The organism is Shewanella insulae (genome assembly GCF_009831655.1).
GTDB classification, from domain to species: domain Bacteria; phylum Pseudomonadota; class Gammaproteobacteria; order Enterobacterales; family Shewanellaceae; genus Shewanella; species Shewanella insulae.
This window is the reverse complement of sequence record NZ_WRPA01000001.1, coordinates 412,450-427,773: the sequence shown is the minus strand read 5'-3', so window position 1 is coordinate 427,773 and position 15,324 is coordinate 412,450. Positions and strand designations below refer to the sequence as shown.

12 protein-coding genes are annotated in these 15,324 nt (G+C 51.7%); 8 read left to right on the top strand and 4 right to left on the bottom strand.

Translation table 11 applies throughout. The annotated features are described in order from the left end of the window. Positions 1 to 8: 8 nt before the first annotated feature. On the bottom strand, positions 9 to 1,892 hold the full coding sequence (locus tag GNT65_RS01880; protein WP_160793417.1) for a M2 family metallopeptidase: 1,884 nt from the start codon (positions 1,890 to 1,892) through the stop codon (positions 9 to 11). Between the two features lie 219 nt (positions 1,893 to 2,111). Here GNT65_RS01880 and psrA point away from each other — a divergent pair, with 219 nt between their 5' ends. Together psrA and GNT65_RS01870 are read left to right on the top strand one after the other, a co-directional pair. Continuing rightward, positions 2,112 to 2,750, top strand: a complete 639-nt coding sequence (gene psrA / locus GNT65_RS01875; protein ID WP_160793416.1) for a TetR family transcriptional repressor PsrA — start codon at positions 2,112 to 2,114, stop codon at positions 2,748 to 2,750. A gap of 8 nt (positions 2,751 to 2,758) precedes the next feature. Continuing rightward, positions 2,759 to 5,035 carry an acyl-CoA dehydrogenase gene (locus tag GNT65_RS01870; RefSeq protein WP_160793415.1) on the top strand — a complete coding sequence of 759 codons (2,277 nt, stop codon included), beginning with the start codon at positions 2,759 to 2,761 and terminating at the stop codon, positions 5,033 to 5,035. A gap of 113 nt (positions 5,036 to 5,148) precedes the next feature. Here GNT65_RS01870 and pyk read toward each other — a convergent pair whose 3' ends face one another. Both pyk and GNT65_RS01860 read right to left on the bottom strand, forming a co-directional pair. After that, positions 5,149 to 6,588 (bottom strand): pyruvate kinase, encoded by a 1,440-nt coding sequence (gene pyk, locus GNT65_RS01865; RefSeq protein ID WP_160793414.1) that lies wholly within the window; start codon positions 6,586 to 6,588, stop codon positions 5,149 to 5,151. 183 nt (positions 6,589 to 6,771) lie between these two features. Then, the gene (locus GNT65_RS01860) at positions 6,772 to 7,626 is read right to left on the bottom strand and encodes a MurR/RpiR family transcriptional regulator (RefSeq protein ID WP_011865847.1); all 855 of its coding nucleotides are present in this window, start codon (positions 7,624 to 7,626) and stop codon (positions 6,772 to 6,774) included. Positions 7,627 to 7,934: 308 nt separating this feature from the next. Between GNT65_RS01860 and zwf the strand changes: the two genes are divergently transcribed. The 4 genes from zwf to GNT65_RS01840 are packed head-to-tail and all read left to right on the top strand — an operon-like array spanning position 7,935 to position 12,617. Continuing rightward, on the top strand, positions 7,935 to 9,407 hold the full coding sequence (zwf, locus tag GNT65_RS01855) for a glucose-6-phosphate dehydrogenase (RefSeq protein WP_160793413.1): 1,473 nt from the start codon (positions 7,935 to 7,937) through the stop codon (positions 9,405 to 9,407). 12 nt (positions 9,408 to 9,419) lie between these two features. Further along, positions 9,420 to 10,118 carry a 6-phosphogluconolactonase gene (gene pgl / locus GNT65_RS01850; protein ID WP_160793412.1) on the top strand — a complete coding sequence of 233 codons (699 nt, stop codon included), beginning with the start codon at positions 9,420 to 9,422 and terminating at the stop codon, positions 10,116 to 10,118. A 9-nt stretch (positions 10,119 to 10,127) separates the two neighbouring features. Then, complete coding sequence (gene edd / locus GNT65_RS01845; RefSeq protein WP_160793411.1) at positions 10,128 to 11,954, top strand: phosphogluconate dehydratase; 1,827 nt, start codon at positions 10,128 to 10,130, stop codon at positions 11,952 to 11,954. A gap of 21 nt (positions 11,955 to 11,975) precedes the next feature. Further along, positions 11,976 to 12,617, top strand: coding sequence for a bifunctional 4-hydroxy-2-oxoglutarate aldolase/2-dehydro-3-deoxy-phosphogluconate aldolase (locus tag GNT65_RS01840; protein ID WP_160793410.1), 642 nt, complete (start codon positions 11,976 to 11,978; stop codon positions 12,615 to 12,617). Positions 12,618 to 12,731: 114 nt separating this feature from the next. Here GNT65_RS01840 and eco read toward each other — a convergent pair whose 3' ends face one another. After that, positions 12,732 to 13,283: a serine protease inhibitor ecotin gene (gene eco / locus GNT65_RS01835; protein WP_420853491.1), complete on the bottom strand. Its 552-nt coding sequence runs from the start codon at positions 13,281 to 13,283 to the stop codon at positions 12,732 to 12,734. Positions 13,284 to 13,611: 328 nt separating this feature from the next. On the opposite strand from eco, the gene GNT65_RS01830 reads away from it, so the two are divergent. After that, on the top strand, positions 13,612 to 14,682 hold the full coding sequence (locus GNT65_RS01830) for a cation diffusion facilitator family transporter (RefSeq protein ID WP_160793408.1): 1,071 nt from the start codon (positions 13,612 to 13,614) through the stop codon (positions 14,680 to 14,682). Positions 14,683 to 14,723: 41 nt separating this feature from the next. Further along, positions 14,724 to 15,137, top strand: a complete 414-nt coding sequence (locus GNT65_RS01825) for a MarR family winged helix-turn-helix transcriptional regulator (protein ID WP_181006108.1) — start codon at positions 14,724 to 14,726, stop codon at positions 15,135 to 15,137. The last annotated feature ends 187 nt before the right edge of the window (positions 15,138 to 15,324 follow it).

Sequence of the window (15,324 nt, the reverse complement as noted above, 5' to 3'; positions counted from 1 at the left end):
TTTGCTACCTACCAACCACACTGACGGTTAGCCTGTTTGTTCTGCTCATCCAGCCAGACTTTCAGGGGCGCAAAGTAGTCGAGTACCGCAGAGGCATCCATGTTTTGCGAGCCAGTTACCACTTCCAGGGCTTCTGGCCAAGGTTTGCTCTGACCCATCTCTAGCATGGCGTTTAGCTTAGCACCCGCGTCCTTGTTACCGTAAATGCTGCAACGGTGAACTGGGCCCTTATCGCCGGCGATATCACACAGCGCCTTGTGGAATTGGAACTGGAGGATATGCGCCAGGAAGTAGCGGGTATAGGGCACGTTGCCGGGTACATGGTATTTGGCACCCGGGTCGAAGTCGGCTTCGCTGCGGGCAATTGGTGCCTTGACGCCCTGATACTTCTCACGCAGCTCCCACCAGGCCTGGTTGTACTGGGCCGGGGTGATCTCGCCGCTAAAGACCTTCCAGCGCCATTGATCTATCATGAGGCCGAAGGGAAGAAAGGCGACTTTATCGAGCGCCTGCTTCAGCAGAAGACCGATATCCTTTGAGGCGTCAGGCACTTGTTCGAGTAGACCTATCTGTTTTAGATAGTTTGGGGTGATCGACAGGGCGACAGTGTCACCGATCGCCTCGTGGAAGCCATCGTTAGCGCTGTTCTTAAAGATAAAGGGCTGTTCCTTATAGGCGCGTTGATAGAAGTTGTGCCCCAGTTCATGGTGGATCACGGTGAAATCTTCCGCCGTCTTCTGGATACACATCTTGATACGAATATCATCCAGGTTGTCCAGATCCCACGCCGATGCGTGACAGACTACATCACGATCTTGCGGTTGGATGAAGAGCGAACGGCTCCAGAAGGTTTCTGGTAGCGGCTCAAAGCCCAATGAAGTGAAGAAGCTCTCGGCCTGCTTTACCATCTTGTGCTCATCATAGCCCTGTTTGGCCAGTAGCTCGGTGACATCGTAACCTGGGTCGGCATCTTGTGGTGCTACCATGTCATAGACATTACCCCATTGCTGGGCCCACATGTTACCCAGTAGGTGGGCTGGTATCGCACCCTGCTTAGGGGCGACCTCGTCGCCATATTTTTCATTCAGCTCACCTCTGACATAGCAGTGCAGCGATTCATAAAGGGGTTCAACCTGACCCCAGAGTCTGTCGAGTTCGGCTGAGAAGGCATCGGGCTGCATGTCATATTGGCTGCGCCAGAGTTCAGACAGGTTGGCGTAACCAAGGTCTTTGGCCCCTTCATTGGCTAATTCGACCTCGCGCTCAAACAGCGGACGCATAGGTTTGGCGATCTCACGCCAGCCTTTCCAGATCTCCTCAAGTTCTTTGGGATCCCGTGAGCTGGCCATAAGACCCGACAGTTCAGGTTGGGTCAGACAGCGGCCGTCAGCCATGCAGTACTTGCCCTTGCCGTATAGGCCGTTTAGTTCGGCGCTGATATTGGCAAGCTCGGCATTCTTCTTAGGATCTAGGGGGGCAGGTAACACCAATGCGCTACGTAATATGTTGAGTTTACGTGCGTTAACTTCATCCAGTGGTAGTTGGCTATAATTGGCGGCCTTCGTGGCTAGCTGTACCGATAGCGCGGTTTGACGTTCGCCGACAGAGGCGGCGAGGGCAGCCGTGTCTTCGGTGATGAAGTTGCTGTAGAGCCACTCGGCGCGGTTTTGTTCGATAGACAGATTGGCGAGTTGGCTCTCAGCCTGGCTGATAAACTGTTTGGCCTCGGCCAGTTTATCTTTAGAGGCTTCTTGTTTTAGACTATCTTGGTTAGCCGTCTGTTGGGCCTTGCTTTCTACCTTGGCATCGCTATCGTCGTTACAGCCGCTGATCCCTAAAGAGAGTGCGATGACCACGGCAACCGGGGTCAACTTGGCACAAATTGGTTTCATGAGTGCTTCCTTTGTTATTTTTGTGTGGCTTTTTGTGGGCCATAGTTTACTCAATTTCACCAAATTTTACAGTTGATCACGCTTTTCCTTGTCTTGTGCAGATATTAAAGGGCAAGATGCTTGTGCAATGCTGCGCAAAGCTTGTCGATTTCCATTTGACAATATGTGAACCAGTGTTTAATTTAAACGCACGTTTAAATCAGAGTTGTAGGTCACGGAATGGCAAATCGATCCGACACGAAAACAAGAATACTGGATGCGGCAGAAAAGCTATTCGCAGAGCGCGGCTTTTCGGAAACCTCCTTACGGTTGATCACCAGCAAGGCGGAGGTTAACCTCGCCTCGGTAAACTATCATTTTGGCTCTAAGAAAGAGCTGATCCGCGCCGTATTGGCCCGCTATCTGGACCGTTTTATGCCAGAAGCTTCCAATGCTGTAGTGCAATTAAAACAGGGCAGCGAACCTAGCCTAAATGAGATCTTCTCGTCATTGGTAAAACCGCTCCTCGAGCTTAACAAGTTTAAGGCCGATGGCACTCGTACCTTCTTACAGCTATTGGGCCGTGGCTACATCGAGAGTCAGGGACATCTGAGATGGTTTATCACCACTCACTATGGTGAGCATCTGAGTGAGTTTGTGAAGGCGGTCGCCGAAAGCGCGCCACATATTCCCCCCGCAGAGATGTTTTGGCGATTACACTTTACCTTAGGCACTGTGGTCTTCACCATGGCATCCGCCGATGCCTTGACCGAAATTGCCGAGGCCGATTTCAACGAACACAATGATATTGAAGCCGTTATCCGTAAGGTGATTCCATATTTGGCTGCCGGCGTGGCAGTGCCTGTGACAACGCAGTAGGGGGCAACATGACACTCTTTATCTTGGTACTATTGGTCATAATAGTGCTTCTTGGCGTTAAAAATATCCGTATGCAGTGCATCACGCGACCCGTATTCTCCTTCTTCAAACGAGTGCTGCCGCCGCTTTCCGATACCGAAAAGGAAGCGATGGAAGCCGGTGATGTGTGGTGGGAGGCCGAGCTGTTTCGCGGTAAGCCAAACTGGGATACGCTGCATAGCTATGGTCGTCCACAACTCACCGAAGAGGAGAAAGCCTTTATCGATGAGCAGGTGATGACAGCTCTGACTATGATAGATGATTTCAACATAGTGCAGGAGCGTAAAGATCTACCGCCCGAGCTGTGGGACTACTTCAAGAAAGAAGGCTTCTTTGCCCTGATCATTCCCAAAGAGTATGGCGGCAGGGCCTTCTCTGCCTATGCCAACTCTACTATCGTTAGTAAGCTTGCCAGTCGCAGCGTCAGCGCGGCGGTGAGTGTCATGGTGCCAAACTCCCTAGGCCCTGGCGAGTTGCTTACCCACTATGGTACCAAGGAGCAGCGCGATCACTGGCTGCCAAAGCTGGCTAGCGGCGATGCAGTGCCTTGTTTTGCCCTGACCGGGCCTGAGGCTGGGTCAGATGCGGGTGCCATTCCCGATACCGGCATCGTCTGTCGCGGCGAATTCCAGGGCGAAGAGGTGCTTGGCCTCAAGCTAAACTGGGATAAGCGCTATATTACCCTGGCGCCTGTGGCTACCGTATTGGGACTCGCGTTTCAGATGCGCGATCCTGACGGTCTGCTTGGTGACAGAGAGGAGATTGGCATCACCTGCGCCCTGATCCCAACGGAGCACCCAGGTGTGGAGATAGGTAATCGTCATAACCCGCTCAACATGGGCTTCATGAATGGTACCACTCGCGGCGAGGATGTCTTCATTCCGCTGGATTGGATTATCGGTGGGCCGCAATATGCTGGTCGTGGCTGGCGTATGTTGGTCGAGTGTCTCTCTGCGGGGCGTGGCATCTCGCTGCCGGCTCTGGCAACGGCCTCGGGTCATGTCACCACTAAGACAACTACGGCCTATAGTTATGTCCGTCATCAATTTGGCTTGTCGATTGGTCAGTTTGAAGGCGTGCAAGAGGCGTTGGCGCGTATTATCGCTAACACCTACCAGCTAGAGGCGGCCCGCCGTCTGACCACCACAGGGATCGACCTTAAGGTCAAGCCTTCGGTCGTTACCGCGATTGCCAAGTATCACATGACTGAGATGGGCCGCGACGTGCTCAACGACGCCATGGATATTCAATCGGGCAAGGGGATACAGCTTGGACCTAAGAATTACCTGGGCCATGGCTATATGGCCACGCCGATTTCCATCACGGTAGAGGGGGCTAACATCCTCACCCGTAGCCTGATGATCTTCGGCCAAGGCGCGACGCGTTGTCACCCCTATGTACTGGCGGAGATGGAAGCGGCGGCGATGGAGGATTCAAGCGAGGCGCTTGAGCGTTTCGATAACCTGCTGCTGGGCCATATGGGCTATGGCGCCCGTAATGCCCTGAGCTCACTGTGGAGTGCATTGACAGCCAGCCGATTCAATTCTGCCCCCGTATCTGGTGAGACTAAACAGTACTATAAGGACATGACCCGTCTGTCGGCGGCACTGGCCTTCGTGACGGATCTCGCCATGTTAGTGATGGGCGGCGATCTCAAGCGTAAGGAGATGTTGTCGGCGCGCTTGGGTGATGTGCTCAGCGAACTCTATCTTGGTTCGGCGACTCTTAAGTTGTTTGAAGACAATGGTCGTCAGCAAGAAGATCTGCCAACAGTACACTATGTGATGCAGCTTAGGTTGCAGCGGGCGGCCAAGGCCCTCTATGGTGCGCTGCGTAACTTCCCTAATCGTCCGCTTGCCTATGCGATGCGCGCCTTGGTGTTCCCGCTAGGTAATCACTTTAACGGTCCCGACGATAAGCTCACCATTGCGGTGTGTCAGAGTATGCTCAGACCCGGTCCGGCGCGTGATAGATTGACTCATCTTTGCCCGGATTTCGAAGGGGATAAGGGGGGGATCGCCGAAGTGGAACATGCCTTTATTGCTCAGTACAAGGCGAAACACCTGTATAAGACGCTACGCAATGCCCAGAAGGAAGGCAAGCTTGATCGCAAACAGGCTAACGATGCGCTTTATGCTCAGGCCTATGAGCTTAAGATCATTACCGAGGCCGAGCGCGATATACTGCTTGAGGCTGACAGGTTGCGTAAGATAGCGATTGCGATAGATGAGTTTGAGACTCTCTAAAGATGTGTCTTCTGCAATAACTTAGCGCATAAAAAAAGGTACGCATTGCGTACCTTTTTCTTTATCGGCCAATAACCTTCCTAAACGGGAGTGGCTGGCATTTGCTCACCGTCTTAAGCGACGATCAGTACTTTACAGGTGTTGGTGCCACCGATGGTTTCCATCGCGTCACCCTTGGTCATCAATACCATGTCACCGGAAGTGAGATAACCCGCTTCGGTCAGGGCCTCAAGCGCCTTCTTGGCCAGCTCATCAGCACCGTAGGCAGTTGAGTCGAAGTAGACAGGTTGTACGCCACGGTAAAGCGCCATCTTAGCCAGGGTCACATCGTGACGTGACAGCGCCAGGATAGGCAGGGCAGAGCTGATGCGAGACATAAGCTGTGGTGTTGCACCAGATTCGGTTAGGGCAACGATCGCCTTAACGCCTTCCAGGTGGTTAGCCGCATACATGGTCGATAGTGCGATTGTCTCTTCAACAGAGGTGAAACGTTCGTCCATACGGTGCTTAGATACCTGAACGCTTGGGTGTGACTCTGCGCCCAGACAGACGTTTGCCATCGCCTTAACGGTTTCCTCAGGGAAGTCACCGGCAGCCGTTTCGGCCGACAGCATCACGGCATCTGTGCCATCAAGCACGGCGTTAGCGACGTCCATTACCTCTGCACGAGTCGGCATAGGGCTGGTGATCATCGACTCCATCATCTGAGTCGCGGTGATCACGCTCTTGTTCAGCTGACGAGAACGGCTGATTAGTTTCTTTTGAACCGCCACTAGGGCCGCATCACCTATCTCAACACCAAGGTCGCCACGGGCAACCATGACGGCGTCAGAGGCCAAGATCACGTCGTCCATCGCTTCGTCTGAAGCTACAGCTTCGGCACGCTCAACTTTAGAGACGATCAAGGCATTGCTGCCAGCCTTCTGTGCCAGTTCACGGGCATAGTTAAGGTCTGCGCCACTGCGTGGGAAAGAAACTGCCAGGTAATCTACCTTGATGGCTGCTGCGGTGATAATGTCTTGCTTGTCTTTCTCGGTCAGGGCCGCGGCAGACAAACCACCACCTTTCTTGTTGATGCCCTTGTTGTTAGACAGGGGACCGGCAACAGTCACTGTGGTGTGAACCTTATTACCTTCAACTTTCTCAACCTTAAGCTGAACGCGACCATCGTCGAGCATCAGGATGTCGCCGATGCTGACATCTTGTGGCAACTCCTTATAGTCGATACCCACTTGGTGTTCATCACCTTGGCCTTTTTCCAGGTCGGCATCTAAGATGAATGCCTTACCCAGATCCAGTTGTACCTTCTTGTTATCTTTGAAGGTCGATACACGGATCTTAGGGCCTTGTAGATCACCCAGTACGGCAACGTGCACACCGAGTTCTTTGGCGATATTTCGCACATCGGTGGCACGCTTGAGGTGGTCTTCAGGTGAACCATGAGAGAAGTTGAGGCGAACAACGTTTGCACCAGCTTTGATGATACGACGTAGATTGTCGTCACGATCGGTTGCTGGACCCAGAGTCGTTACAATTTTGGTTCTGCGGAACATGAGATACTCCGTTAAGTTTTAAATAATCTTACTCTATATTAACAGACAAAATGGAGTTTTGTAGGAAAATTACAAACAAAATGATCTATCTCAAATTATTAATTTTGTGAACTCCTGCGATTAAAAGTGAAAAAAAAGGCGGCCCCTTGAACAAGGGCCGCCTAATATCCTTACAAAACTGGACTATAGTGTCGCTTCTTTGTCGATGCGAGACTCTTTGAGCACCTCTTTTACCCGCTTCAAACTTTCTCTGAAACGTGGGCCACGGCGCAGGGTAAAACCTGTCGCTAACACGTCGACAATGACCAGCTGAGCCAGGCGAGATGCCATGGGTAGATACATGTCGGTATCTTCTGGCACTTCCATGGTTACCGGTAGGGTACATTCGGCGCTCAGCGGTGAGTTACGTGAGGTGATGGCGATCACAGCGGCGCCGTTCTCACGGGCCAGGCGGGCGATATCAATGAGTGACTTTGTGCGGCCGGTATGGCTGATCAGCACCACTACATCGCCTTCGCTGCTGTTGATGCAGCTCATGCGTTGCATCAATACGTCGTCGAAACAGATCACTGGTACGTTAAAGCGGAAAAATTTGTTTTGTGCGTCATGGGCCACAGAAGCCGACGCACCTAGCCCGAAGAAGGAGATCTTCTTTGCCTGGGTAAGTATGTCCACCGCCTTATTGATGGCGGCCGTGTCCATGCTCTGTCTTGCCGTATCCAGCGCCGCCATGGAAGACTCGAAGATCTTAGTGGTGTATGAGTCTGGGCTGTCATCTTCTTCGACATGACGGCTAACATAAGGGGTGCCGTTGGCCAGGCTCTGGGCCAGGTGCAGCTTAAAATCGGGGAAGCCTTTGGTATCAAGACGGCGGCAGAAGCGGTTGACTGTGGGCTCGCTCACGTCGGCCATCTTGGCCAGGGTGGCGATGCTGGAGTGAATCGCGGTTTGTGGTGACGCCAAGATCACCTCAGCCACTTTACGTTCCGATTTACTGAAATGTGTTAGGTTTTTCTGAACCTTTTCTAGGGTATTCATATGCGTACATCCACTGGATAGTAATGTAATTATATTTATTCTTTTATGTCATGATAGAAGCAAACAAAAAGTGCTACAGTTTGGTTTATATGACGAATTATGATCTAACTACAGAGCAAACTTTCTACTATATATAGTAATTTAATCACAAAAAGCATATCAGATTTTGGTGTCTCGTTGCTAGTTTACTAATAGGTCATTTTTTGCAAAATTTAGATGCAATTAACAAATTCTGTTGTTATATTACAACAAACATGTGAGCTTCTCATCGAAACGATGGGACACAGTACATAGGAGATTTTTAAGCTATGGGCATGACATCACCAGAAGCCAAAGCTTGTGATTTTGTATTGTTCGGCACCAAAGGCGATCTCGCCAGACGTAAGTTACTCCCTTCTCTTTATCAACTGGATAAGGCAGGTCTGCTCAACGAGGAGACTAAGATAGTGGGGGTAGCGAAAGACGCCTTCAGCCATGACGAGTATCAGGAGCTGGTCGTCACGGCCCTCAAGAGCTTCGTTAAAGAAACCTTGTGTGATGAAACCCTCGAGCGATTCCTAAAACGCTGTGTCTACATTGGGACTAACTTTACCGAGGCTGAAGGTTACAGTGCCTTCCATGACATCCTCGAGCCCAATAAGCGTGTCATGGTGAACTACTTCGCCACGCCACCAGCCATCTTTGGCGATATCTGTCGCTGTTTGCACGAACAAAACCTTATCTATCCCGATACCCGTGTCGTCCTCGAAAAGCCCATCGGTTCCGATCTAGCCTCCTCTAAAGTCATTAACGATCAAGTCAGCGCCTACTTTAATGAGAATCAGGTTTATCGTATCGACCACTACCTGGGTAAAGAGACGGTACAGAACCTGATCGCATTGCGATTCGCCAACTCGCTGTTTGCCTCTAAGTGGGATAACCGTACGATCGATCATGTGCAGATCACCGTCGCCGAAGAGGTGGGTATCGAAGGTCGTTGGGGCTATTTCGACAAGGCCGGTCAGATGCGTGACATGATCCAAAATCATCTGCTACAGGTGCTCACCTTAGTCGCCATGGACCCACCGGTTAACCTGGATGCAGACAGCATTCGCGATGAGAAGGTAAAAGTGCTTAAGTCGCTGCGTAAGATAGATGCCGATAACATCTATGAAAACACGGTGCGCGGCCAGTACTCAGCCGGTTTCCTCCAAGGGGCACCGGTACCTGGCTACCTCGAGGAAGAGGGGGCTAACACCCAGTCTCACGCTGAAACCTTCGTCGCTCTGCGCGTCGATATCGACAACTGGCGCTGGGCCGGCGTGCCTTTCTATCTGCGCAGCGGTAAGCGTATGCCGACTAAGAGTTCTGAGATCGTGGTCTATTTCAAGAACCCACCACATAACCTGTATCGTTCTAGTTACCGTAACCTGCCGCCGAACAAGCTCACTATTCGTCTGCAGCCTCACGAAGGGGTTGAGATCCAGATGATGAACAAGGTGCCAGGGCTTGAGCAGAAGCAGCGACTGCAAACCACTAAGCTAGATCTGAGTTTCTCCGATACCTTCAAGAACGACCGTATCGCCGACGCCTATGAGCGTCTGCTGCTCGAAGCAATGTTGGGCAATCAAGCGCTGTTCGTACGCCGCGACGAAGTCGAGCAGGCCTGGACCTGGGTCGATGGCATTATCCAGGCGTGGGAAGAGAGCAACGAGAAGCCTAAGCCATACCCAGCAGGTAGTTGGGGGCCTGTGGCATCAGTTGCTTTGATCGCGAAAGACGGCCGTTCTTGGGACGAATAAGGAGATTTTAGGATGATTAAAGAATCCGTATTCAAATCTTTTGATAGCAAAACCAGCCTGGAGGCTCAGCTTGCCGAGCGCATCGCCGAGCAGCTGCAGGCGGCTATCGATGCCCGTGGCAAGGCGAGCCTGGTGGTCTCAGGCGGCTCGACACCGCTGGCGCTGTTCAAGTTGCTGAGTCAGAAGGCGATAGAATGGAACGATGTCTATATCACCCTGGCAGATGAGCGCTGGGTCGATAGTGAGCACAGTGACTCCAACGAGCGCCTGGTGAGACACCACCTGCTGCAAAACCGCGCGGCGGGCGCCAAGTTTCGCGGCCTGAAAAATATGTTTTCAACGCCAGAAGCCGGCGTGGATATGGCGACAGAGCAGCTCGCCAACTTCCCTCAACCCTTCGATGTGGTAGTGCTTGGCATGGGCAACGATGGCCATACCTGCTCCTGGTTCCCTTGCGCTAAAGAGATCGAACAGGCACTAAGCACTCAGGCGCTTTGTCTGGCGGTGAATCCAGGTGAGGCGCCCCATGGTCGCATGACCATCTCTAAGCAGGGGATCTTAGCGTCACGCCAAATTTATTTACACATAGTCGGTGAACAGAAACTCGCCGTTTACCGACAGGCGCTCGAGGATGACGATGCCAAGGCGATGCCGATACGTGCGGTACTCGCCCAGCATAAGACACCCGTCGATGTTTATTGGAGCGCTTAAGGAGCGATTATGCATTCAGTAGTACAGTCAGTTACCGACAGGATCATTGCCAGAAGCCAGGCGACCCGAGCCAAGTACCTCGCGGCGCTGGACGAAGCAAAAGCTAATGGCGTGCATCGTAGCAGCCTAAGCTGCGGTAACCTGGCCCATGGTTTCGCCGCCTGTAGTCCGGCGGATAAGAATACGATCAAGGCATTTAACAAGGCCAATATAGGTATTGTCACCGCCTTTAACGACATGTTGTCGGCGCACCAGCCTTATGAACATTATCCTCAGTTGTTGAAAGATGCCTGTCATGAGGTGGGTAGTGTGGCTCAGGTGGCCGCAGGCGTACCCGCCATGTGTGACGGTGTGACTCAGGGGCAGCCAGGCATGGAGCTTAGCCTGCTAAGCCGTGAGGTGATCGCCATGTCAACGGCCGTAGGCCTGTCTCACAACATGTTCGACGGCGCCTTGCTACTTGGGATTTGCGATAAAATCGTTCCAGGCCTGTTGATCGGTGCCCTGAGCTTCGGTCACCTGCCTATGCTGTTTGTGCCTGCGGGCCCGATGAAGTCGGGCATTCCGAACAAGGAAAAGGCGCGGGTTCGTCAGAAGTTTGCCCAGGGGCAGGTGGATCGCAATGCGCTGCTTGAAGCGGAATCTAAGTCCTATCACAGCGCGGGTACCTGTACCTTTTACGGTACCGCCAACAGTAACCAGTTGATGCTGGAGGTGATGGGTCTGCAACTGCCAGGTTCCTCATTCGTTAATCCAGACGATCCGCTGCGCGAAGCCCTCAATAAGACGGCCGCCAAGCAGGTGTGTCGTCTCACCGAGATGGGTACTCAATTCACGCCTATCGGTGAGGTGGTTAACGAGAAGTCTGTGGTCAACGGCATAGTGGCCTTGCTGGCTACCGGCGGCTCGACCAACCTGACCATGCATATCGTCGCCGCGGCGCGAGCTGCCGGCATTATCGTGAACTGGGATGACTTCTCCGAGCTGTCAGATGCTGTGCCACTGCTGGCACGTGTCTATCCAAACGGGCACGCCGATATTAACCACTTCCACGCAGCGGGCGGCATGGCCTTCCTGATCAAGGAGCTGCTCGATGCGGGACTGCTCCATGAAGACGTCATGACGGTCGCCGGTCCTGGCTTGCGTCGTTACACCCAGGAGCCACGCCTCATCGATAATGAATTGGTCTGGGTCGAAGGGCCAAGTGAATCCCTGGATAAAGAGGTGCTGACAGCCGTGGCGTCGCCATTCCAGGCCAACGGGGGACTTAAGCTGCTCAAGGGTAATCTGGGCCGGGCCGTGATAAAGGTCTCAGCCGTTGCCGAGGCCCATAGATTGGTCGAGGCGCCAGCCGTGGTGATCGACGATCAGAATAAGCTCGAAGGTTTGTTTAAGGAAGGTGAGCTCGACAGAGACTGCGTCGTTGTCGTCAAGGGCCAGGGACCTAAGGCGATTGGCATGCCTGAACTGCACAAGCTGACGCCTATCTTAGGCACCCTGCAAGATAAAGGCTTCAAAGTTGCGCTACTCACCGACGGGCGTATGTCCGGGGCCTCTGGCAAGGTACCTGCGGCTATCCATCTGACGCCTGAGGCGTTAGACGGTGGTCTGATCGCTAAGGTTGAAGATGGCGATCTTATTCGTGTCGATGCCAATAGCGGTGAGGTTAGCCTGTTAGTGGATGAAGCTGTGTTGGCGAGTCGCGTTGCACAAAAAGTCGACCTGCGCAGTACCAGTTTCGGTATGGGCCGTGAGCTGTTTGCGGCGCTACGTTCCAACTTAAGTAGTCCTGAGACGGGTGCACGTTGCACCACGACCATAGACGAAAACTATTAATCATTGAGGAAGCTTTTAGCAATGGCTGAGAATAACTGGTCAATTCAACCCCAAGATATTTTTAAACGTAGCCCGATCGTGCCCGTTATGGTGATTAATAAGATTGAGGATGCAGTTCCCCTAGCCAGAGCCCTGGTAGATGGAGGCATCAGTGTGCTCGAAGTGACGCTGCGAACCCCTTGTGCGCTGGAAGCGATCACTAAGATTGCCAAAGAGGTACCGGAAGCGCTGGTCGGTGCCGGTACCGTGTTGAATGAAGAGCAACTGCAGCAGGCGATCGATGCCGGCGCCCAGTTTGTCATTACCCCTGGTGCTACGCCTGAACTGCTGAAGGCGGCGATGAAAGGCAGTGTGCCATTGATCCCAGGAGTTGCCAGTATCTCCGAGGTGATGGCGGGCATGGCCTTGGGTTACACCAACTTTAAGTTCTTCCCCGCAGAAGCGTCAGGCGGCGTGAATGCACTGAAGGCCTTCTCTGGTCCGCTTGCCGATATTCGTTTCTGCCCAACCGGCGGTATCACCCCAAGTAGTTATAAGGACTATCTGGCACTGAAGAATGTCGATTGTATCGGTGGCAGCTGGATTGCCCCAACCGATGCCATGGAGCAGGGCGATTGGGCACGAATCACCCAATTGTGTAAAGAGGCCATCAACGGTCTGTAATTGCCACTTGTGATCACACCGAGTTATTACCTATAGTCTATAAAAAACCTCTGCCTAGGCAGAGGTTTTTTGTATCTAGCTATTATGAGCTACAGACGTTAAGCCTTGTGGCTGTTATTTGGCTTCGCTGTAGTGGTAATCGCCACTGGCTTGCCAGATGCGGTATCTTAGCTGGGCGCCTGCTGGCAGGTAAAATACTTTCGGCAGGCGGCTGTCATAGGCTAAGGTGAGTTTCTCAGGCAGGGTCAGGAAAGCGGTTTTCTTGGCCTTATCGAAACAGGCCATCATGGTGCTAGGCCCCTGACGGATAGTATCGACCTGATAATAATTGTATCCCCATCCCTTTACCGTGTGCTGGGTTATTTCCCCTGAGAGACCATGTTTGTTGCAGTCGACCTCTTCGCTACGGCCTATTGCAATCTCTAAACGATAGTCCTCTTCATTTGTCAGCTTAGGTAGCGTGAGTATATGTTGCACCAGGCCCTCAGTTGGCGCGGGAAACATTTTAGTTGCTTCATCGGCTTGATAGTCTGCCACCGAATAGCTTACTGCTGTAGGCAAGGTGAGTTTTTCCGGTTTGGTTGGACTGGTCGCCTGCGCACAGAAAGTCGTTAGCGACATTCCCAGACTCATTAATAAGGCACGTGAATAGGTGTTCAATGGCAATTTCATGAAGACTCCTAGCGTTAAATTGAACTCAGATATTCGGTATAAACGCTAGCATAGAGCAAAAGGGTTAAAAGCAAAGAATTATTTTTTAATCTATTGTTTTTAGTTAATTTTCAAGACTAGTTGTCACAAGAAGGCTAGAGTTTGATGTCGATCTCGCTATATTCGTTTACTTTGAAAGTCAAAATAGTTAATATTCGGATTGTTTGAAAGCCAAAGTAATTTGCTGAGGTTACTATAGCGCTAGAGTTTCAGTCGCCTAATGTCATTGCCTGTCTTTCGAAATGAACAACGACCAATCATTTAAAACAATAGAGAAACCCTCATGTCCAATGTTAAGGATCACCTTGCCCCTTGGCAGCACTCTCATCAGTTTGCCAATTTAAACCGTGATGGCGAACGAAATACCCGTTATGTTTTGTATCTGACCCTTTTTACTATGATCGCCGAGATCGTGGCCGGTACCTTGTATGGTTCGATGGCACTGCTCGCGGACGGATGGCATATGGGGACACATGCCGCCGCATTCTTGATCACTCTGTTTGCCTATCACTACGCTAAGAAACATGCCGATAGCCCTGATTTTGCCTTCGGTACTGGCAAGGTTAGCGTGTTGGGTGGCTTTACCAGCGCCGTTGCCCTTGGACTTGTGGCCTTGCTGATGGTGGTTGAATCGGTAAGTCGCCTGTTTAATCCTGAGCAGATCCATTTCAACGAGGCTATTTTTGTTGCTGTAATAGGCCTAACCGTTAATGTTATCTCTGTCTTCTTGCTAAAAGATCATCATGGACATCACCACCATCACCATGGCCATGAGCACAGTCACGGGCATCATCATAGTCACAAGCACGACCATATGCACAGCCATGAGCACAGCCATGACCATAGCCACCAATACAGTCATAAAGAGCATGACCATCAGGAGCATGCCCATGGTGATAAAGGCCATCATGATCATAACCTGCGCGCGGCCTATTTCCATGTGATGGCCGATGCCTTGACCTCACTGCTCGCCATCGGCGCCTTGTTGTTTGGTAAGTACCTGGGTCTTACCTGGTTAGACCCAGTGATGGGTGTCGTTGGCGCTGTGATCATTACCAGTTGGGCCTGGGGACTGATGAAGCAGACCGGTCCTATACTGCTCGATGCCAGTATCGATACTAAGTATGTTAAACAGATGGTTGAGCAGATAGAGGCGGAACCAGACCATCAGGTGAGCGATATTCATGTGTGGCGGGTCAGTGCCGATCACTATGCGGCTATGGTTTCTATCGTTAGCCATGCGCCGAAGGAGCTGGATTATTTCAAGCAGAAGCTAGCGAAATTTGAACGTATCGACCATCTGACGGTCGAACTCATCACTTGCCGTCAAACAGCTTGCCAAGGGGCAGAATAAGCTTAGCTTTCGAACTCTTTAAAAGGAATTGTGCAATAAAGATGAGTAATGATCTATTGAGCCACACCATAGTCGAATTTTATGAAAAGCTCTCCTCCTGGGAGATGGCCGTTGTCAAGGATGCTGGCCACTCCTTGCCGCAGATCCATGCGGTTGAAATTCTTGGCGGCAATGGCGACATGCGCATGAAGGAACTGGCGGAGAAGATGGGGATCACCACAGGCACATTGACGGTGCAGATAGATAAGATGGAGCAGGCGGGGTTGGTGGCGCGCAAGGCCCACCAGCATGATAGGCGCTCGATTCTGGTGGGGTTAACCGAACAGGGTCAGGCTGTCTATCGGGAGCACGATCAACTGCACCATGGTTTATCCGACCAACTAACGGCTAAGTTCTCCGATAGCGAGCGTGAGCTCTTGCTGAGTTTTTTTCAGCGAATGAACCAGGAGTTTTAACACGCCTGTTTCAACACTTTTTTCACTTTAAGTATGTAAACTTGGATGCATTAAGGTGTAGCGATTAACCCATAGCTGTTGGTCTTAAGTTTTAACTATTTGTTATTAAGTTACGATTGTTAACCCATAGTTATTAACAAGGGTGTCTTGGCTAGGGTTAGGCAGGGTGATTGCAGTTTCATTTGTG

Bases quoted from the DNA above. Each gene is read 5' to 3' on its own strand.
- GNT65_RS01880 (WP_160793417.1), bottom strand. From the start codon at position 1,892: ATGAAACCAATTTGTGCCAAGTTGACCCCGGTTGCCGTGGTCATCGCA.
- psrA (WP_160793416.1), top strand. From the start codon at position 2,112: ATGGCAAATCGATCCGACACGAAAACAAGAATACTGGATGCGGCAGAA.
- GNT65_RS01870 (WP_160793415.1), top strand. From the start codon at position 2,759: ATGACACTCTTTATCTTGGTACTATTGGTCATAATAGTGCTTCTTGGC.
- pyk (WP_160793414.1), bottom strand. From the start codon at position 6,588: ATGTTCCGCAGAACCAAAATTGTAACGACTCTGGGTCCAGCAACCGAT.
- GNT65_RS01860 (WP_011865847.1), bottom strand. From the start codon at position 7,626: ATGAATACCCTAGAAAAGGTTCAGAAAAACCTAACACATTTCAGTAAA.
- zwf (WP_160793413.1), top strand. From the start codon at position 7,935: ATGGGCATGACATCACCAGAAGCCAAAGCTTGTGATTTTGTATTGTTC.
- pgl (WP_160793412.1), top strand. From the start codon at position 9,420: ATGATTAAAGAATCCGTATTCAAATCTTTTGATAGCAAAACCAGCCTG.
- edd (WP_160793411.1), top strand. From the start codon at position 10,128: ATGCATTCAGTAGTACAGTCAGTTACCGACAGGATCATTGCCAGAAGC.
- GNT65_RS01840 (WP_160793410.1), top strand. From the start codon at position 11,976: ATGGCTGAGAATAACTGGTCAATTCAACCCCAAGATATTTTTAAACGT.
- GNT65_RS01830 (WP_160793408.1), top strand. From the start codon at position 13,612: ATGTCCAATGTTAAGGATCACCTTGCCCCTTGGCAGCACTCTCATCAG.
- GNT65_RS01825 (WP_181006108.1), top strand. From the start codon at position 14,724: ATGAGTAATGATCTATTGAGCCACACCATAGTCGAATTTTATGAAAAG.